The 18,312-nt window shown below is 72.3% G+C and carries 14 protein-coding genes; 2 read left to right on the forward strand and 12 right to left on the reverse strand.

Going from position 1 to position 18,312, the window contains the following annotated elements; translation table 11 throughout:
• Nucleotides 1–119: 119 nt before the first annotated feature.
• The 5 genes from LUM46_RS00990 to LUM46_RS01010 form a co-directional block, all read right to left on the reverse strand.
• Entirely contained in the window at nucleotides 120–872 is a 753-nt protein-coding gene (locus LUM46_RS00990; protein ID WP_274991706.1) for an HAD family hydrolase, read from the reverse strand.
• Nucleotides 869–2,380, reverse strand: coding sequence for an NsdA family TPR-like regulatory protein (locus LUM46_RS00995; RefSeq protein WP_274991708.1), 1,512 nt, complete (start codon nucleotides 2,378–2,380; stop codon nucleotides 869–871). The genes LUM46_RS00990 and LUM46_RS00995 overlap by 4 nt, the downstream gene beginning before the upstream one ends.
• Nucleotides 2,381–2,782: 402 nt before the next feature.
• Nucleotides 2,783–4,099, reverse strand: coding sequence for a M18 family aminopeptidase (locus tag LUM46_RS01000; RefSeq protein WP_274991709.1), 1,317 nt, complete (start codon nucleotides 4,097–4,099; stop codon nucleotides 2,783–2,785).
• 82 nt (nucleotides 4,100–4,181) lie between these two features.
• Complete coding sequence (locus LUM46_RS01005; RefSeq protein ID WP_274991710.1) at nucleotides 4,182–5,861, reverse strand: hypothetical protein; 1,680 nt, start codon at nucleotides 5,859–5,861, stop codon at nucleotides 4,182–4,184.
• Nucleotides 5,858–6,484 carry a sigma-70 family RNA polymerase sigma factor gene (locus LUM46_RS01010; protein ID WP_274991712.1) on the reverse strand — a complete coding sequence of 209 codons (627 nt, stop codon included), beginning with the start codon at nucleotides 6,482–6,484 and terminating at the stop codon, nucleotides 5,858–5,860. The genes LUM46_RS01005 and LUM46_RS01010 overlap by 4 nt, the downstream gene beginning before the upstream one ends.
• Before the next feature lie 309 nt (nucleotides 6,485–6,793).
• Between LUM46_RS01010 and LUM46_RS01015 the strand changes: the two genes are divergently transcribed.
• A complete protein-coding gene (locus tag LUM46_RS01015; protein WP_274991714.1) occupies nucleotides 6,794–8,308 on the forward strand; it encodes an oxygenase MpaB family protein in 1,515 nt (504 codons plus the stop codon).
• Between the two features lie 12 nt (nucleotides 8,309–8,320).
• On the opposite strand, the gene LUM46_RS01020 is transcribed toward LUM46_RS01015, so the two are convergent.
• From LUM46_RS01020 to LUM46_RS01030, 3 genes are all read right to left on the reverse strand, one after another.
• A complete protein-coding gene (locus tag LUM46_RS01020; RefSeq protein ID WP_274991715.1) occupies nucleotides 8,321–10,060 on the reverse strand; it encodes a hypothetical protein in 1,740 nt (579 codons plus the stop codon).
• Complete coding sequence (locus tag LUM46_RS01025; RefSeq protein WP_274991716.1) at nucleotides 10,057–10,635, reverse strand: sigma-70 family RNA polymerase sigma factor; 579 nt, start codon at nucleotides 10,633–10,635, stop codon at nucleotides 10,057–10,059. Before LUM46_RS01025 ends, LUM46_RS01020 begins: the two co-directional genes overlap by 4 nt.
• Nucleotides 10,636–10,720: 85 nt before the next feature.
• A complete protein-coding gene (locus tag LUM46_RS01030; protein WP_274991717.1) occupies nucleotides 10,721–12,571 on the reverse strand; it encodes an RNA polymerase sigma factor in 1,851 nt (616 codons plus the stop codon).
• Nucleotides 12,572–12,823: 252 nt separating this feature from the next.
• Between LUM46_RS01030 and LUM46_RS01035 the strand changes: the two genes are divergently transcribed.
• Nucleotides 12,824–13,042 (forward strand): hypothetical protein, encoded by a 219-nt coding sequence (locus tag LUM46_RS01035; RefSeq protein WP_274991718.1) that lies wholly within the window; start codon nucleotides 12,824–12,826, stop codon nucleotides 13,040–13,042.
• Nucleotides 13,043–13,285: 243 nt separating this feature from the next.
• Here LUM46_RS01035 and LUM46_RS01040 read toward each other — a convergent pair whose 3' ends face one another.
• From LUM46_RS01040 to nirB, 4 genes are read right to left on the reverse strand one after another with little or no spacing between them, the layout of a single operon-like run.
• Complete coding sequence (locus tag LUM46_RS01040; protein ID WP_374727010.1) at nucleotides 13,286–14,377, reverse strand: uroporphyrinogen-III synthase; 1,092 nt, start codon at nucleotides 14,375–14,377, stop codon at nucleotides 13,286–13,288.
• A gap of 52 nt (nucleotides 14,378–14,429) precedes the next feature.
• Nucleotides 14,430–15,248, reverse strand: coding sequence for a uroporphyrinogen-III C-methyltransferase (cobA, locus tag LUM46_RS01045; RefSeq protein ID WP_274991720.1), 819 nt, complete (start codon nucleotides 15,246–15,248; stop codon nucleotides 14,430–14,432).
• On the reverse strand, nucleotides 15,245–15,679 hold the full coding sequence (locus LUM46_RS01050) for a nitrite reductase small subunit NirD (protein ID WP_274991721.1): 435 nt from the start codon (nucleotides 15,677–15,679) through the stop codon (nucleotides 15,245–15,247). The genes cobA and LUM46_RS01050 overlap by 4 nt, the downstream gene beginning before the upstream one ends.
• On the reverse strand, nucleotides 15,676–18,273 hold the full coding sequence (nirB, locus tag LUM46_RS01055; RefSeq protein WP_274991722.1) for a nitrite reductase large subunit NirB: 2,598 nt from the start codon (nucleotides 18,271–18,273) through the stop codon (nucleotides 15,676–15,678). The genes LUM46_RS01050 and nirB overlap by 4 nt, the downstream gene beginning before the upstream one ends.
• Between the last annotated feature and the right edge of the window lie 39 nt (nucleotides 18,274–18,312).

Consider the following 18,312-nt stretch of genomic DNA (forward strand, 5'->3'; position numbering starts at 1 on the left):
TACAAGGCCTCTGCGTCCCACCGGCAACGTCGATGGCGGGAAGAGACCAGAGTCTACCCACATGTGACGCCAGTCACTATGTCGAAGCGCAGGACGTTCGCACCCGCACCGGGACGTCTCTACCGGGGCCCCGCTCCCGTGGTGAGCTCGCGGATCTCCTGGAGCAGCCGAGCGGCGTCGGTGAGGTCCGGGAGCACCACGTCGGCGCCCGCCGCGACGAGCCGGTCCGCCGACGTCGTGCCCGAGGCGACGGCGATCACCCGCGCCCCACCCTCGAGCCCTGTCCGCACGTCCTCGAGCGAGTCCCCGACGATCACCGTGTTGCCGACGTCGAAGGCGCTGCCGTAGCGCTCGCCCGCCCGGCGCTGGGCGATGGCCACGAGGGCCGGCCGGTGCGCGTCGTCGGACGAGAAGCCGCCCACCGTGGCGTCCACGTACCGCTCCATGCCGAACACCTGCAGCTTGACCAGGGCGTTCGCCCGGAGGTTCCCCGTCAGGACCGTCGAGACCAGGCCGGGCTCCGCCGCGACGGCCTTGAGCGCCTGCATGGCCCCGGGCAGGACGGAGCCGACGGTCCGCACGTCCTCGGTGTGCGCCGCGAATCGCACGGGCACCACCTCGAGCATGCGCGGCAGCAGCGCGTCCGCCTCGTCCCCGCTGACCCCGTTGTCCTCCAGGAGAACGCGGATCGCCAGCGGCATGGTCACTCCGGTGCCCTTGGCCGGGAGGCGTTCGGCGGGTCGTCCCACGACTTCGGCGAACGCCTCCCGGTATGCCGTCCGGTCCACCTCCCCGACGTACACGAGCGTGCGATCGATGTCCCAGAGCACCAGGGCCCTGGCATCACCGCGGGAGGTGACCGGCGCGGTCACGACGCGAGTGCCGCGATCCGCTCGGTCAGCACGCGGGCGCCGACCCCGGACCGCCTCGACGACCCGCCACGCCGGAGGTCCGCCGACAGGTCGCGCAGGTGCTCCCGCAGCCGCGCCGACTGCACGGTCTCCGCGATGCTCACCGCCTCGTCGCCCGTCGCGCAGGCCGCGTCGAGGTCACCCGCCCTGGCGTGCGCCTGGGCCGCCCGGCTCAGGAACAGCCCGTGCGTGCGGCGCTCGCCGGCGCGGTCGGCCTGGATCGCGTGGCCGAAGCTCTCCACGGCGAGTGCCGTGTTGCCGAGTGCGAGGTGCGCCGACCCGGACTGCCCGTGGATCTCGCCCTCGTTCATCCAGTACAACCAGTGGGGGTCGTCCTCGCCGCGGCCGCGGGCACACAGCTCCGAGGCCTCACCGAGAGCCCGGCGCGCCGCCTCGCCCTCGCCCGCGGCGGCATGGCCGCGCGCCTGCCGGGTCAGCAGCGTCGCCGACAGGTGGGGCGCGTCGAGGCGGGCGATCCGACGTCGGCCCGCCTCGGCGGCACGGACCGCGTCCCGCGGGTCGCCGCTGGAGTAGCCGTGGATCGCGAGGTAGGACAGCGCACCCGCGCCGAGCCGGTCGTCGGCGGCCGCGTGCGCGGCCCGCAGACCGGCGAGCATGTAGGCGCGCGCCGCGTCAGGGCGCCCCGCGTCGAACGCGAACCAGCCCGCCTGCGTGGCGGTGTCCGCGGCGACGGCGGCGAGCCGCCGGCCCGTGACCTCGTCGTACGTGCTGCGCTCCAGGATGCGGACGACCAGGGCCAGGTGCGCGCGGGCCAGGTCGGCCACCGACCCGCTGCCCGAGCCCTTGTCCATGACCCGCAGCTCGTCCAGCGTGCCCTGCAGGTGCCCGCACAGCTCGTGCGACACCCGGGTGCCGGCCGTCGCGCGACGCAGCGGCTCGGCCTGCTCGGCGTCCCAGCGCTGGATCATCGAGTTCAGCGCGATGCCGGACGCCGGGCGCGGGGAGTCGGTCCCCGCCGCCTCCACCATCGCCGTGGCCGACACGGGACCGTTGGCGTCCGTCGGCAGCCAGTCCGCCGTGTTGTCGGCGACGTGCGCCAGGCGGAGCGCGGTGAGCATGCGGTCCGCTGTCCAGGGCAGCGTCGGGTCCGGCGCCGTGGGCGTCACCGGCTCCGGCGCCGTCTGGCCGGACGCGGCGGTGCGTGCGGGAGCGGCGGCGTCGGGCAGCGGGCTGATCCCCGGGAGCGGGAGCCGGACCAGGTCAGGTGGTGTGCCCAGGCCCGTGAGGAACTGGACCACCCGCGAGACGTCGGTGAGGCGGCGGTCGCCGCACTCGAGCATCGACAGGTAGGACTGGCTCAGCCCGGTCAGGGCCGCCACATCCTCCTGGCGCAGCGGGACGAGCTGCCGCACCATGCGGCTGACCTGGCCGAAGTCCCAGTCCGCGAGGGCTGACCGGACGGCTTCGTCCTGCCAGACCCGCGTCGGCACGCTGGGCAGTGAGACCACGGGCACTGACTCGGTGCGCCGGCACGCGGCACAGCGAGCTTCGGAGTTGTAGCGGCTGAGTACACAACCGCATCGGGCGCAAGTGCGAACGGTGGCACGAGGCAACGGGGGCTCCTGAGGGTCCGGCATTTCTCTTTTGCCGAGTTCACGGCTCGGATGACCACAGTGGTATCACCCCCCTGAGGTCCATGCATCCGGACGGTACTAGGTATTTTCTTCCAGATCAGCGGCCACCTGAGAGCGTACGTTTTCGCAGGTCAGCCGTGGTCTTTATTGGACAAACGTCCAACTAGTGCCCGAATTACGTCAATTGTAGACCGGGACAGAACCAACGAAACATGCATAAGCCCAGGTCACTCCGATTAACCACGCTAGGGGCCCGTTCCGGGAGGATTCGGCGTTTCACCGGGCGAAAACGGACTCCATGGCACGCGCCAGGTACCAGGGATCGACGACGGCGGTGAGCTCGCGTGCCGAGTGCATCGACAAAATTGGTACCCCGACGTCCACAGTGCGGATGCCCAGACGCGTCGCGGAGATCGGTCCGATCGTCGATCCGCACGGCATCACGTTGTTCGAGACGAACTCCTGGGTGGGCACCCCGGCCGTCGCGCACGCCACGCTCCACGCCGCCGCACCATGCGCGTCCGTGGCGTAACGCTGGTTCGCGTTGATCTTGAGGATCGGGCCGCCGCCCGCCACCGGGCGGTTGGCCGGGTCGTGCCGCTCGGTGTAGTTCGGGTGCACCGCGTGCCCGACGTCGGACGACACGTGGAGCGACGCCGCGAACGCCCGCGCGCGCTCGTCCACCGTGGCGCCCAGGGCCGACGAGATGCGGGTCAGCACCTCTTCGAGGAACGGTCCCGCCGCGCCCGAGCGGGACGCGCTGCCGATCTCCTCGTGGTCGAACCCGGCGAACACCTGGATCGAGCCGGCCCCGCCGGCCCGCAGCAGCGCCGTCAGCCCCGCGTGCGTGGAGAGCAGGTTGTCCAGCCGCGCCGAGGCGAAGAGCGCCTGCCCGGCGCCGAAGGCTCGGGCCGGCTGCGTGTCGGCCAGCACGACGTCGTACCCGCCGATGGCCGCCGGATCGACGCCGGCGTCCGCCGCGAGCGCCGCGAGGACGTCGGCGCTCTCCGCGTCCCCGAGCCCCCAGACGGGCTGGGTGTGGCGCTGTTTGTCCAGGGTGAGGCCGTTGTCGTTGACGCCGCGGTCCAGGTGGATGGCGAGCTGTGGGATGCGCAGCATCGGGCCGGTGCGCACGAGGTGCTCGGTGCCGTCGTGGGTGACGATCCGCCCGGCCAGCTCGAGCTCGCGGTCGAGCCAGGAGTTGAGCAGGGGGCCGCCGTACACCTCGACGCCGGCCTGCCACCAGCCGCCGGCGCCGTGCGTCGTCGGCTTGGGCTTGAGCTTGAAGCCCGTGGAGTCCGTGTGGGCGCCGACGATGGTGAACGCGGTGGTGGGACCGGCGGCGTCCGGCAGGGTGAAGGCGATGACCGAGCCGTCCCGGACCACCACGTGGCGCCCGCCCAGGGCCACCGCCCAGGCGGTGTCCTCCGCGAGGCGGGTGAAGCCCGCCGCCTCCGCGCGCCGGGCCACCTCCTCGGCCGCGTGGTAGGACGACGGCGACGCCGCCACGAAGGCGCCGAGGTCCGCGACGTGCTCGCGGGCGGCGGCGGGGACGACGACGGCAGTGGGCTGGGCGGGGTTGTCAGTGCTCACCGGGCCATTATGTCCGGCCCGCACAGGGGGCCGTCGGACGCTCAGGTCACGCGGGTGACCTGAGCGTCCGACAGGTGCGGGGTCAGTCCCCGACGGAGTAGGACAGCCAGTCGCCGGCCATGTTCATCCCGACCCGCACGCCCTGGTAGCCGCCCGCCCTCTGGGCGTCCGCCTCCTCGGCGGTGAGCAGGCCCGCAGCCACGACCTCGGCCCAGGCCTCGTTCGAGTCACGGAACTCGTCGGCAGCCACCCGGGGCCAGACGACGGTCGCATCAGCGCTGCCCTCGTCCACGATCACCGCCCGGGTGTCGGTCAGGACGGCGGCGAGCTCCCGGTAGCGTCCCGCGTCGGGTTCAGGCAGGGCGAAGACCTGCTCCGGGGTCCCGCCGCCGTCCAGGCTCTCGGTCCTCGACTCCTTCACCAGGGCGACCAACGCCTCGATGTCGCAGTCCATCGCCGCGATCACGATGGACCCGGCAGTCGCCGAGGTGCTCCCGGTCACCGAGTTCCCCGGTACGTACTTCGGTTCGAACCCGGTCGACGAACACTCCGGCCCGCCGTCTCCGCCGATGGGCGTCGCCGGCTCGAGGGACACCCAGAGCCGCGTGACGCCGTCGGGCACGCTCGGCAGCCGGATATCGATGACCTCGCCGCCACCGTCGAGCCCGGTAAGGTCCGCCCCCGCCTCGTTCCCGTCGCAGGAGATCTGGGTGGTCCCGACCACCTTGGCGGTGGAGGGCTGCACGAGCTCGATCGGGAGCACGGCCTCCGGGTCCGGACCCTCGCACTGTCCGATGACTCGCATCGGGGTGTCCGAGGAGTAGCCGCGCTGTGTCATCTCCGCCGTCACCCAGTCCGTGGTGCGGTCCAGCTCGAAGCGCGAGACCTGACCCTCGGCCGGCTCCGGGAACGCGATGGTCGAGTCCCCGGGCGCCGCACCCGGGCTGTGCGCGCCGTCGGCGTCGACCCGGACCGGGACCGGCTCGCTCACTGCCGTCGCCCGTGTGCCCAAGGCGACCTCCGGGAAGGCGACGACCCGTACCTCGTAGTCTCCCTCGGGCAGTGTCGCTTCGTAGACCGGATCGAGATCGGTGGATGTCGGCGAGCACGTCGACGCGGAGGCGCCCGCGGCCGCGACGGCACCCGGGCCGCCGCCAAGGAGCGGCTCGGACTGCTCGCCCGGTGTCTCGAAGACGTTCGGGCCCAGGTCCAGCACCACACCGTCGCGGCTCCACACCAGGACGGGCGCGACATCGAGCGAACCTTGGCCCTTCTCGAGCGTCGACGCCATGCCCCACGACGTCGCTGCAGGGTCCTCGAGGTCCGCCGTCCGCCCGTAGATGTCGCCCGACGACGTCACCGACCAACCCGGCGCCGTCGTCTCCAGGTCGGTCACCGGCATGCCGCACGTCAGGTCGCTCCAGTCGAGCCATGGCGGCTGATAGCCGTCCTGGAGCCGGAAGTCCGACGCGGGCGACGACTCCCCAGGCAGCAGCTCGGATGGCTGCGACGGCGCGAGCTGCCCCGCCCCGAGCACCAGCGCACCGGCCAGGGCGAGCGCGCCACCGCCAAGCCCGCCGAGCTTCGCCGTCCGACGCCGCCGCACCCGCCTGCTCATCGCCGTCATGGCCGCGGCGGGCCCGGTCGGCGACGCGGGGTCCACGCCGTCGGCCATCGCACCGAAGGTCTGCTTCAGGAGGCCGGCCTCCGCCGGGTCCGACCAGCCGTGGTCCTGGTCCCGGCCCTCGTTCTGCTGGTTCATCGCCGTGCTCCCTCTGTCGTGGCCGATCCGGCCGGTCCTGTCGTGGCCGATCCGGCCGGATCCAGCACGTCCCGCAGGACGTGCAGCGCGTCATGGAGATGGCGCTTGACGGTGCCCGGAGCGTTCCCGAGCGTCTCCGCCACCTGGTCGATGGTCATGTCCTCGAAGTAGCGCAGCACCACGCACGCGCGCTGCCGCGGCGAGAGACGGGAGAGCGCCTGCACCACGTCCGCGCGGGCGGTGACGCCCGAGTCGGGGAACCGCACGTGGTCGTCCGTGGCGATCCTGGGCTCGATGTCCGCCCACCTCTTGCGGCGGCGCCAGCCGTCCAGGTACAGGTTCAGCACCATGCGGCGCACGTATGCCTCGGCGTACTCCACGGCCCGCCGCTCGGGGGGACCCCCCGGACGGTCTCGCGGTCCGTCCAACGGCACGGTGCGCATGCCCGACGCCGCGGCGCCGCGTCGACCACCCGGCCGCACCAGGCGGGAGCAGTACTTGACCAACGCCTCCTGCACCAGGTCCTCGGCCTGCCGGACATCGCCGCACAACGCGTACGCGTACCCGACGAGCACGCCGCCACGCTCTGCGGCAAGCAACTCCAGGTCTTCGTGCCAGCCCATTGCCGGCTCCTTCCTGCTGTCCTGACCGTATCGACGAACCAACGGGCCGCCAGGTTGGGGCAGATCGCCATCGGGTTCCGAACCCCCCGCCCGAGCTGACGGAGCTTCGCCCATGAGCCGGCCAGGTGACGCCGACGCTGACTGTCGTTCAGCAGGCGTCGGACAGCCGTTGTCGGATGAGTTGTGGCTCTTCCAAGCCTGCTGAACACCGGTCAGCGCACGGGAGCGGAGGGCCGGAATTGCTGCGGGCGGTCGCAGCGCATTGCCGGCGCGCTTCTGGTGTGGGGGGCAGGCGGGTCAGGATGGGGCATGGTGCCTGGGCATGCAGCGAACGACGTCGGCCGGTCGCCCGTGCCGGCGTACCCCCGCCGGTTCCGCTCCGCCGAGGCGCGCGGGGCACGGATCGGCCGGCCGCTGCGCCTGTTCGGGCGTGCGGGCGACGTGGACGAGGCGCTCCTGGACCGGATCGGCCGCGCGTTCTTCGAGGAGGACGCCGCCGGGGCGGCGCTCGCTGCCGCGATGCGGCTACCTGCGGGGACGCCGGGGCGGGTGACCCACGCACAGCTCCGGGCGGCGCTGGCGGGTCCGGCTGCGGGTGCGGGGGACCTGAGGGGTGCCGAAGACCCGAGGGGCGCCGGGGATCTGAGGGGTGCCGGTGATCTGAGGGGCGCCGGTGACCGTGAGATCGGACCGTCGCTCAGCCCGGACGCCGAGATCGGTCCCTTGCACCGTCGCACCACCGAGATCGGTCCCTTGCTTCGAGATCGGTCATTCAACCGACCGATCTCGAAGCAAGGGACCGAACTCAGTACGAGACGTGTGCACAGGACCGAACCCGGCACCGACCTGCCCGAGGCGCTGCGCCGGTTCCTCGACGAGGTCACCAGCGTGCCCGACTGGGTGGACTGGGACCTGGTCGAGGAGGGTGCCGCGGTGCAGCGGAGGCTCGGACAGAACGCGGGCGACGTGCTGCTCCAGCTCTCGCTCGTCGGCGGGTACCGGTTCGGCGGGCCGACGGACCTGCTCGCGGCGACCGGCGCCCTGACCGGCGGGACACTGCGTCGCCTCGCGGAGACCCAGGAGTGGACGGTCGGGCTGTCCGAGCCGGGGGCGCTCCGGCCCTTCGCCTCCGCGTGGCGGGCCACCGCGCACGTGCGGGCGATGCATGCGCTGGTCAGCGCGTCGTTCGCCGACCCGGCCACCGGCAGGGGCGGGCGAGGCGCCGAGCCGTGGGACACCGCGCGCTGGGGCCTGCCGATCAACCAGGCGGACCAGGCGGCGACGCTCGGGCTGTTCGACGGCACCCTGATCCTCGGGTGCCGAGCGCTCGGGGTGCGCATCCCGCCGTCGGACAGCCAGGCCCTGATGCACCTGTGGAAGTGGGTGGGGCACCTGCTGGGGGTGCACCCGGACTTCCTCGTCGACGACGAGTGGGAGCGGCACCGCATCAGCTACCACGTGCTGCTCGCGCAGGCAGGGATCTCGGACGCCGGGCCACGCCTCGCCCGGGCGGTGGTCGCCGCGCAGGCCGACCGGACCTACCCCGGCCCGTCCTGGTGGCAGCCGTTCCGGGCGTGGTTCGAACGCGAGCGCCTGCTGTCGATGCTGACGGCGTTCCTCGGGGTGCGCAGCATGCGCGAGCTCGGCCTGCCGCTGCGCCCGCCGTGGGCGCACGCCTACCTGCTGCCGCTCAACATCTGGCGGTACCACCTGCGCGGACGCTCCCGGCAGGGCCGGGAGCGTCTTGAGCGGTGGGGCCGACGCCGGAGCGCCGCGATCCTGGCGAGCTACCTGTCGGACGCTCAGGTCACCGAGGTGGCCTGAGCGTCCGACAGGTCAGGGAGAGGCGGGCGAGTAGTACCGCCAGGTGCCTGCCCGGTCGATGGCGAGCGTCATCCCCGTGTAACCGAACGTCTCGTCGGCTCGCTGTGCCTCGGCCTCCGCCTGCGTGAGCAGGCCCGACTCCACGACCTCGGCCCACGCCTCGTCCGAGTCGCGGAACTCCTCGGTCGCGACCCGCGGCCACGTGATCGTCTCGTTCCCGGGGTCCCCGCCGTCGGCGGCGCCGGTGGTACCCACGAGCAGGCGGACGATCGTCTCGTACGGCAACGCGTCGTTCTCGGGAAGGCCGAAGACCTGCTCCGGGGTCTCGACGCTGAACATGAGCTCCGTGCCGTCGTCCGTCGCGAGCTGGATCAGCCGTTCGGAATCACAGGCCCGCGCGGCATCCACGATGGCCTGTGCGGCCGCCCCGGCTGCCTCGGTCGGCGCGTTCGCGGGGTCGTACTCCATGTCGAGGCTTCTCGCGGAGCACTCGCCCGCGACGTCACCGCGGGCGCTGTCGCCCGGGGCGAGGACCGCCCAGAAGCGTGCGACACCGTCGGGAACGTCCGTCAGGCGGATGTCCACCGCCTCCTCGCCACCGCCGACCACGGGCTCCGACTGGAATGGGGAACCGTCGCACGGCACCTCGCCGGACCGGAGGTCCTCTCCGGAGCTCGTTGCCAGCTCGTAGCGCACCGTGTCCGTCGGGTCGGAGCTCTCGCACTCCGCGGTGACCGACGGCGTGCCGGTCGTCACGTACCCGCGCTGCGTCAGCTCCGCGGTGACCCGGTCCGTGCTCCGGTCGAGCACGAACCGGGAGAGCTCGCCCTCGGCGGGCTCCGGCGGCTCGATCGTCGCGTCGTCGCCGCGCGTACCCGTCGCCGTGTGCGCGCCGTCGGCGTCGAGGCGGACCGAGACCGGTGCGCTCACCGCCGTCGCCCACTGGCCGGACGCGACCTGCGGGAAGGCGACCACGTGTACCTCGTAGTCGCCCTCGGGCAGCGGCGTCTGGAAGATCTGTCCGGCGTCGCCGTCGGTCGGCGCGCACGTCGTGAACGCACCCCCCTGCGCCTCGCTGACGTCACCGGTCTCGGAGCTGAGCAGCGGCGCGCTCTGGACGGACCCCTCGAAGACGTTCGGTCCCAGGTCCACCACCACACCGTCCTGGCTCCACACCAGCACCGGGGAAGCGTCGAGCGTTCCTTCGCTACCCGAGACGAGCGCTGACATACCCCAGCTCGTCGAGGGGGTGCCGTCCAGGTCGAAGGTCCGCGCGTAGATGTCACCGGCCGACGCCGCCGACCACCCGGTCGCCGTCGTCTCCAGGTCCGCGACGGCCATGCCGCACTCCAGCCCGGCCTCCAGGTCCCGGATCCAGGAGGGCTGGTACCTGTCCTGGATGACACTGGTCGCCGGCGGCCCCGTCGGGCCTGGCTCCGGCGTCTGCGTCGCGGCCCCGCTCGGAGAAGAGGAGGCGGACGCACTCTCGGACTGCCCCGGCAGCACCGGCTCGCGGTCCAGCAGCGGAGTCTGGGTAGCGCCGAAGGCCAGCACGCCCACCAGGGCGAGGCTCGCGCCGGTGAGACCGCCGATCTTGGCGACACGGCGGCGCCGCACGCGGTCACGCACCACTCCGAATGAGACGTGCAGGTCGTCCACCTCCCCGCCGGGCATCGTGTCGGCGGCGCCGCGGAGCGCGCCGCTCAGGAAGTCGTTGTCGTCGTGTCCGCTGTCGTTCCGGTCGGTGTTCATCGGGCGGCCCTCCCTTCGGCAGGTCGGAAGTCGTCGGGGCGCAGGAACTCCTGCATGTTCTTGGTGGCATCCGACAGGTAGCGCTTGACCGTTCCCTGGGCGGTGCCCAGGGCGTCCGCAATCTGCGGCACCGTCATGTCCTCGAAGTAGCGGAGCACCACGCAGGCCCGCTCGCGAGCGCCGAGCCGGGCGAGCGCCGCCATGACGTCGACCCGGGCCGAGGCGGCCTGGTCGGCGCCCCGGGTGCTGGGGTCGTCAGCCAGCAGGTGCTTGATCCCCGTCCAGCGCTGCCGCTTGCGGTAGCCGTCCAGGTAGATGGTCAGCACCGCACGCCGCACGTAGCCCTCGGCGTTCGTGAACGGTGAGTCGAGGTCGTGCGCCCGGCTGCCCTCGGCCACGCCCACCGCCCCGGAGACGGCGGGGCGGCCGCGGAGCCGCGAGTAGACCTTGACCAGCGCGTCCTGGACCAGGTCCTCGGCGAGCGCTCGGTCGCCCGAGAGCATGTAGGCATAGCGGACGAGCGCGCCGCCGCGCACTCGCATGAGCTCATCGAGCTCCTGCTCCCATCCCGCCATGACCACCTCCCGGGGGTGTGTGTGCTGTCATCGTCTCCACATCCACCATGACGCGCCGTGGGAGGGTTTCGTTGGTCAGGACGTCTCACAGGTCGGCGCACTCCGGAGGCGGTTCGCGGTACGCGCTGTTGCAACTTGGGTCATATCCCTCGTAGAAGGTCTCCCAGGTGTGCCCCTCCCCCATTCCGGGGTCCTGGATGCTCAGCTGCCATCCGCTGTACCTACCGGCAGCACGATCGGCGTCGGCCTGCGCCGAGCTGACGGCCCCGGCGTCGATCGCTTCCTGCCATGCGGTCTCGCTCTTGAGGAAGGTGGTCACCCGAGGCCACGTCCCGGAACCCCCGTCGTACGAGTTGACCGGTTGGGTCTCGGTCAGGAGCCGCGCGATCGTCGCGTAGGGCGTGCGGCCACCGGTCTCCGGGAGTGCGAACACCTCGTTGACCGATCGCACCTCCGTCTGGAACGTGGACGCCGTGTCGAAGACGTTGCCGGCCAGCTCCACGACCAGACGCTCGTCGCAGGTGGTGACCGCCTCGAGAAGTCGCGCAGCCGTGTCCCGCACCCCAGCCGGGGCTCCTGGCGCGACCAGCTCCCGCCCGGCGTACGCGGCCCCGCTGCAGTCGTCGGACGGCGGCGCGAACTCCGGCGGCGGTGCCACGCCGCTGTCCAGATCGACGGTGACCGGGTCGCTGACGAGCAGGCGCCGATCGTCGAGTTCCGGATCGTCGCCCGTGTGCGGGTCGGCGACGATCACCATCAGCTCGTACCGCCCGCCCGCGCGTTCGTTGTCGTAGTAGCTGCTGGGAACGTCCGCCGTACCCACCAAGGTGTCCGCGCGGCAGGTGGACGCGTTCCCGGTAGAGGCGAGCCCGGTCCAGGTGCCGTGCTCGACGAGCTCCGGAGGTGCCTCGTCGTTGGCCGCCTCCCGCCAGTAGTCCGGGAGATCGACGATCCGACCCTCGTGGGTCCAGACGATCAAGGGCCAGGTCATGTAGCCGGAACTCTCGTCGAACATGCCGTCCGGCACCTCGCCGGAGATCGTCACCGGCAGGCTCCAGAACGCGGTGGTCCCCTGCGGGTCGGGAACAAGGTCACCGGCGATCTCGACGTCCAACGTGCCCGTGTCCATCGCCTCCAGCTCCTCGACCGGCATACCGCAGTAGATCCCGACGTCCTCGTGCCAGCTGGCCGGCACGTACCCCGGCGTGTACTCGATCTTGTCCTCGGCGGGCAGCGGCTCCGACCGGATCCAGGGCTTGACCGAGAACGCGCCCCACGCCAGCACCACCGCCAGCACCATCGACATGCCGGCCACGGCACCCACCTTCGCCGTCCGACGGCGACGCACGGCGCCCGCCACCGCGTCCAGCCGCTCGTCCAGGGCGGTGTCCACGTCCGGCGTCACGATCTCCGCGAGCGACACGCGCAGCAGCTCCATCGCGTCCGACAGGTACCGCTTGATGGTGCCCGGCCGGGTTCCGAGCGCGGTCGCGATCTGCGGCACCGTCATGTCCTCGAAGAAGCGCAGCACCACCGCCTCGCGCTGGCGGGTGGAGAGCTGGGCGAGCGCCACGCCGACGTCGACCCGCGCGGTGGCCACGCGGTCCGCACCGGGCGACAGCTCGTCGTCGGCCAGGAGGTGCTTGAGGCCGGACCAGTGGTTCTGCCGCCGGTAACCGTCCAGGTAGATCGTCAGGATCGCCCGCCGGACGTACCCTTCGGCATTGGTCACCTGCGGCTGGTCCAGGTCCACGACGTGCTGCCCGCCGTCGGCGCTGCCGTGCGGACGCCGCAGGCGCGAGAACACCTTCACCAGGGCGTCCTGCACCAGGTCCTCCGCCCGTGCCCGGTCCCGGCACAACGAGTACGCGTACCCGACGAGCGCCCCGCCACGGCTTGTCGCGAGCTCCGTGAGCTCGGCCTCCCACTGCGCCATCGAAGCGCCTCCTCTCCCCTGCTCATGCTCCCTGACGGACAGGAGGAGGAAAACGATGCGTTCGATCGCGAGAAAGTTCTACTTCACCCACAGTGACGCGTCGGGGTCCTGAGCCCGCGGAACGATGGCCCCGGGCGGAGAAAGTAGGAACTGCTGGTCAGCCGCCGACCAGTCAGTCCTCGACGACGTGCTCCGCACGGGATATCGGACGCATGGGCCGCCGATGAGTTCCGTGCTCTCGGTCCACCCGGCATGAGCCGGTTCCGTGTCGAGACACGCCCCGAGACGCCCACCGTCGGCATCACCGAGACCGTCACCATGACGGGGTTCGCAAAGATAGCCGACCGCATCCCGGAGATCGTCGCCTGGCTGGCCGAGCGCGACACGCAGGCTTCCCCGTGCCCGACGACGCCGCGCTCACCCCGTCCGGCGACGTCACCCTCGGCACCGTCCCCGCCGGGCGGTACGTGACGACCGTCCACCACGGGCACCCCGGACGAGCTGATCGACGTGACCGACGCGCTGTTGCGGTGGGCGGCCGCGGAAGGCCTCACCTTCGACCGCCACGACACCGACGCCGGCGACGCGTGGGCCGGCCGGTTCGAGTTCTACCTCACGGACTGACCCGTCGAGGGCTGCAGACCTCTTCGAGGCCTAGGTTTCTCCGCTCTGAATCGGTTCAGAGCGGAGAAACTTAGACCTCGGAGGAGGAGGTCAGGCCAGCTCGATGCGGTAGCCCCGCTTCACGACCGTGCGGATCAGGTCGCGGCGTCCCGCCGCCTCGCGCAGCCTGGCGATGGCGACCTCGGCGGCGTGCGTGTCCTGCGAGTCACCCGGCAGCGCGGCGAGCACCTGCTCGCGCGGCACGACGTCACCCTCGGCCGCGGCGAGCAGCCGCAGCACCGCGACGCCCGTCGGCGACAGGGGCAGCACCTTCCCGTCCAGCACCGCCACGCGTGCCCGGATCACCAGCGACCCGGCGACGGTGCTCAGCGCCACGGAGTCGATGTGCTCGTAGTGGCCCACCAGCGCGCGGACGAGCGCCCCGAGCCGGCCGCGCTCGGGCTGCAGGGGCACGATCCCCCGGCTCTCCAGCGGCTTCGCCGTCACGGGTCCGACAGCGGCCGCGACCGTCCCGCCCTCGACGAACCGGGCTCGGACACGGTCGAGCAGCCGCTCCTCCTCGACGGTCCGCAGCCAGGCCTCGGCGCCGGGGGCGGAGGTGAACACGACGGCATCGATCTCGCCGTCCGCCAGCGCGTGCACCGAGGCGCGCACCGCTGCCGGGTCGGGCGCCGGTCCCCAGCGGTAGACGACGAGGCTGGCGACCTGGGCGCCCGCCTTCTCGAAGACCTCGTCCAGACCGTCGGCGCCCGCGCCGTGGTGCTGGATGGCGATGCGCAACCCCTGCACACCCTCGCTGAGCAGCACCTCCGCCACCTCGGCGGACGTCTCGGACTCGGCGACCCAGTCGGCCTGCAGGCCAGCGGCCTGGATCGCGCCGCGGGCCTTCGGGCCGCGCGCCACGATCCGGGTCTTGCGCAGCAGGTCGAGGAGCGGCTCCGCGAGGCCGTGCGCGTCAGCCGCCTCGATCCAGGCGCGGAAGCCGATCCCGGTGGTGACCACGACGACGTCGGGCGGGGCGGAGAAGATCGCGCGCGTCGCGGCGATCAGGGTCTCGTCGTCGACGTGCGGGATCATGCTCAGTGCGGGCGCGTGCCGGATGGTCGCGCCGCGCCGTTCCAGCGCCGCCGCGAGCTCGGCGGCCCGGCGCTCTGCGGTGACGAGAACCGTCGCCCCGGCCATGACCTGGCCCAGAGTCGGGTGGGTCGCCTGGGCGTGCGCAGGCGCTGCGACATCAGACACCGGCACCTGCCAGACGTCGCTCACTCGTACCCTCCACCGTTCCGACCAGGAGTCCTTCCGCTGCCACACGGCCGATCACGACGACCGCCGGTGACCGCACCCCGCGAACCGCTGCCACACCGGCTGCCTCGTCGAGACGCGCCCGGGTGACACGCTGCTCCGCGGTGGAACCGTTCTCCACGATCGCCACCGGGGTTGCGGGATCGGCGCCTGCGGCCAGGGACTGCGCCACGATCGCGCCGAGGGACCGCACCCCCATCAGTACGACAAGAGTAGCCGTGGCATCACGCACGCAGGCCACGGCGGCGGCGTCGAGCGGTTCGGGCCGGTCAGCCGCGCCGTCCGACCCCGCGGCGCAGTGACCGGAGACGACGTGGAAACCCGTGGTGACCCCACGGTGCGTGAGCGGGATACCGGCCAGGCCGGGCACGGCGACGGCAGACGTCACGCCGGGCACCACCTCCACCGGCACGCCTGCCGCCACGCACGCGATGACCTCCTCGCCGCCCCTGCCGAGCACGAACGGGTCGCCGCCCTTGAGCCGCACCACGTGCGCGCCGGTCAGGGCGTGCTCCACGAGCAGCTCGTTGATGCTCTCCTGCGGCACGGGGTGCCGGCCGGGCTCCTTGCCGACGTCGACCACGCGGACGTGCGGAGGCAGCTCGGCGAGGATCTCGACGGGACCCAGCCGGTCCGCGACCACGACGTCCGCCGACTGCAGCGCACGCCATGCCCGCACGGTCAGGAGGTCCACCGCCCCGGGCCCACCCCCGACGAGCGTCACCCGCCCCTTCGTCGAGGCGGCTGTCACGGGAGGCCCACGTGGACCACGCCGTCCCGGATCTCTACCGGGTAGGTCACCAGGTCCGCCGGCAGGTCCGCCTTCGGGGTCTTGTCCGCCGCGACCAGGCACTCGCCCGTGAGCAGGGAGAAGACCTGCTTGTAGACCGGGGCGGCCACCGTGGGCACGCCGGCCCGGGTACCGACGATCCCGCGCGACATCACGTGCGCCCCGGAGAACGGGTCGAGATTCTGCACGGCGTAGACCTGACCGCCGGGTGCCGGGTCGGCAGGGTCCTCCGCGAGGCGGAAGAGCGCGACCTGCACGTCACCGAAGAGCGCCGCCGCGCCGCGCTCGGGGAACAGGTCCGTGAGCAGGCAGGCTCGCTCCCAGCGGGCCGCGGCGGCGGACACCAGGGTCGTCCCGGCCGCCTGTGCTTCTGACACGTCGTCGGAGCTCATGCTCGGACCTCCAGCTTCGGGCCTGCGATGACGACGCCGGCCGCGCGCTCCTGCGCCGTGGCGGGACGGCGCTGGCCGCGCTCCTCCACGTAGGCGAGGGACGGGTCGGCGTCCTTGGGGGCGTTGACGAACGACGAGAACCGGCGCAGCTTCTCCGGGTCCTCGAGCACTGCCTTCCACTCGTCCTCGTAGTTCTCGACGTGGCGGGCCATGGCGGCGTCCAGGTCGGCACAGATGCCGAGCGAGTCCTCCATGATGACCTCGCGCACGCCTTCCAGGCCGCCGTCGACCTCCTCGATCCACGGCGCGGTGCGCTGGAGGCGGTCGGCCGTGCGCACGTAGTACATGAGGAAGCGGTCGATGGTCCGCAGGAGCTCCTCGGACGTCAGGTCCTCGGCGAGCAGCTTCGCGTGCCGCGGCGTCTGACCGCCGTTGCCGCCCACGTAGATGTTCCAGCCTTTGTCCGTGGCGATGACGCCCACGTCCTTGCCGCGCGCCTCGGCGCACTCGCGGGCGCAGCCGGAGACGCCCATCTTGAGCTTGTGCGGCGAGCGCAGGCCGCGGTAGCGCAGCTCGAGCTCGACGGCCATGCCCACGGAGTCCTGCACGCCGTAGCGGCACCACGTGGACCCGACGCACGACTTCACCGTGCGCAGCGACTTGCCGTACGCGTGCCCGGACTCGAAGCCGGCGTCGACCAGCCGCCGCCAGATGTCGGGCAGCTGCTCGACGCGCGCGCCGAACATGTCGATGCGCTGGCCGCCGGTGATCTTCGTGTACAGCCCGAAGTCCTTGGCGACCTGCCCGACGACGATCAGTCCCTCCGGCGTGACCTCACCGCCGGGCATCCGCGGCACCACCGAGTACGTGCCGTCCTTCTGCAGGTTGGCCAGCATGTGGTCGTTGGTGTCCTGCAGCGTGGACTGCTCGCCGGCCAGGATGTGGCCGTTGCCCAGCGACGCGAGGACCGAGGCGACCACGGGCTTGCAGATGTCGCAGCCACGGCTGCCGGTCGAGGTCCCGAACCGCGACACGATGTCGCTGAACGAGTGCAGGTCGGCGACCCGGACGGCGTCGAACAGCTGGGCGCGGGACATGTCGAAGTGCTCGCACAGCGCGGTGCTGACCTCGATGCCGGCGCGCTCCAGCTCGGTGTCGACGAGCTTCTTCACCAGCGGCAGGCAGGCGCCGCAGGTGGTGCCGGCGCGGGTGCAGGCCTTCACCCCCGGGACGTCGGTGCACTGGTGCTCGGTGACCGCGCCGCGGATCGCGCCGGCGGAGACGTTGTTGCACGAGCAGACGTTGGCCTCGTCCGGCAGCTCCAGGTTCGGGGCGCCGCCACCGCCCTCGGGAAGAAGGAAGGCGCTCGGGTCGTCACCGGGCAGCTCGGCGCCGAGCATCGGGCGCAGGCTGGCGTACGGTCCGGCGTCGCCCACGAAGACCCCACCCAGGAGGGTGCGGGCGTCGTCGGACAGGACGAGCTTCTTGTAGACGCCGGCCACCGGGTCGGCCCAGACGACCTCGACGGCGTCCTCGGTGCGGGCGTGCGCGTCACCGAACGACGCGACGTCGACGCCCGAGAGCTTGAGCTTGGTGGCGGTGTCGGCACCGGGGAACTCCGCCAGGCCGCCGAGCAGCCGGTCCACGACCACCTCGGCCATGGTGTTGCCGGGTGCGACGAGGCCGATGCAGCGACCCTCGATGCAGGCCACCTCCCCGACCGCCCAGATGTGCGGGTCCTCGGTACGGCAGGACAGGTCGACGACGGCGCCGCCGCGCTCACCGACCGGCAGGCCGGCAGCGCGGGCGAGCTCGTCGCGGGGTCGCACGCCGGTGGCCACCACGACCACGTCGACGTCGAGCCGCCCGCCGTCGGCGAAGTCCAGCCGGCCGACGTGGCCGGTGCGGCGGTGCGGCTTCATCTGGCTGGTCGCGGTCTCGGCGCGGACGCCGATGCCCTTGCCGTTGATGAGGCGCTTGAGCGCCTGGCCACCGCCGAGGTCGACCTGCACGCCCATGAGGTGGGTACCGAACTCGATGACCGTGGCCTGGGCGTCCAGTGCGGTGAGCGCGCCCGCGGCCTCCAGGCCGAGCAGGCCGCCGCCGATCACGGCGCCGCGCACCGGCTTGCCCTCGGGGTAGCTCTTGCGCTTCTGCTCCACCCAGCCGCGCAGCGCGGCGACGTCGTCGATGGTGCGGTACACGAAGACGCCCGGCAGGTCGTTGCCCGGGATGGGCGGCATCGCGGCGCTGGAGCCGGTGGCGAGCACCAGCTCGTCGTAGGCGTGGACATGGCCCAGCCGGTCGGTGACCGTCCTGGCCTCGCGGTCGATCGACTCGATCTTCCGGTCGGTGTGCAGGGTGACGTACGGGTCGGCCCAGAGAGCGGGGTCACCCAGGGCGATGCCCTCGGGGCCGTCCTCGAACCAGCGGGTCAGACCCACTCGGTCGTAGGGGGCGCGGGGCTCTTCCGCGAAGACGGTGACGTGGTAGCGACCGGCGTCGTCCCGGGCGCGCAGCGCCTCGACGAGCCGCTGCGCGACCATGCCACCGCCGATCACGACAACGTGCTGAGTATTGCCCGAGTTGACCATGTCTTGACCGTAGAGCGCTGGTTTTTCGCGCTGGTGCGT

This window comes from Promicromonospora iranensis (assembly GCF_028994805.1).
In the GTDB taxonomy this organism is placed as follows: Bacteria; Actinomycetota; Actinomycetes; order Actinomycetales; family Cellulomonadaceae; genus Promicromonospora; species Promicromonospora iranensis.

Bases quoted from the DNA above. Each gene is read 5' to 3' on its own strand.
- LUM46_RS01050 (WP_274991721.1), bottom strand. From the start codon at position 15,679: ATGAGCTCCGACGACGTGTCAGAAGCACAGGCGGCCGGGACGACCCTG.
- LUM46_RS01030 (WP_274991717.1), bottom strand. From the start codon at position 12,571: ATGGCGCAGTGGGAGGCCGAGCTCACGGAGCTCGCGACAAGCCGTGGC.
- LUM46_RS01035 (WP_274991718.1), top strand. From the start codon at position 12,824: ATGAGCCGGTTCCGTGTCGAGACACGCCCCGAGACGCCCACCGTCGGC.
- LUM46_RS01010 (WP_274991712.1), bottom strand. From the start codon at position 6,484: ATGGGCTGGCACGAAGACCTGGAGTTGCTTGCCGCAGAGCGTGGCGGC.
- LUM46_RS01020 (WP_274991715.1), bottom strand. From the start codon at position 10,060: ATGAACACCGACCGGAACGACAGCGGACACGACGACAACGACTTCCTG.
- LUM46_RS01025 (WP_274991716.1), bottom strand. From the start codon at position 10,635: ATGGCGGGATGGGAGCAGGAGCTCGATGAGCTCATGCGAGTGCGCGGC.
- nirB (WP_274991722.1), bottom strand. From the start codon at position 18,273: ATGGTCAACTCGGGCAATACTCAGCACGTTGTCGTGATCGGCGGTGGC.
- LUM46_RS01015 (WP_274991714.1), top strand. From the start codon at position 6,794: ATGGTGCCTGGGCATGCAGCGAACGACGTCGGCCGGTCGCCCGTGCCG.
- LUM46_RS01040 (WP_374727010.1), bottom strand. From the start codon at position 14,377: ATGGCCGGGGCGACGGTTCTCGTCACCGCAGAGCGCCGGGCCGCCGAG.
- LUM46_RS01005 (WP_274991710.1), bottom strand. From the start codon at position 5,861: ATGAACCAGCAGAACGAGGGCCGGGACCAGGACCACGGCTGGTCGGAC.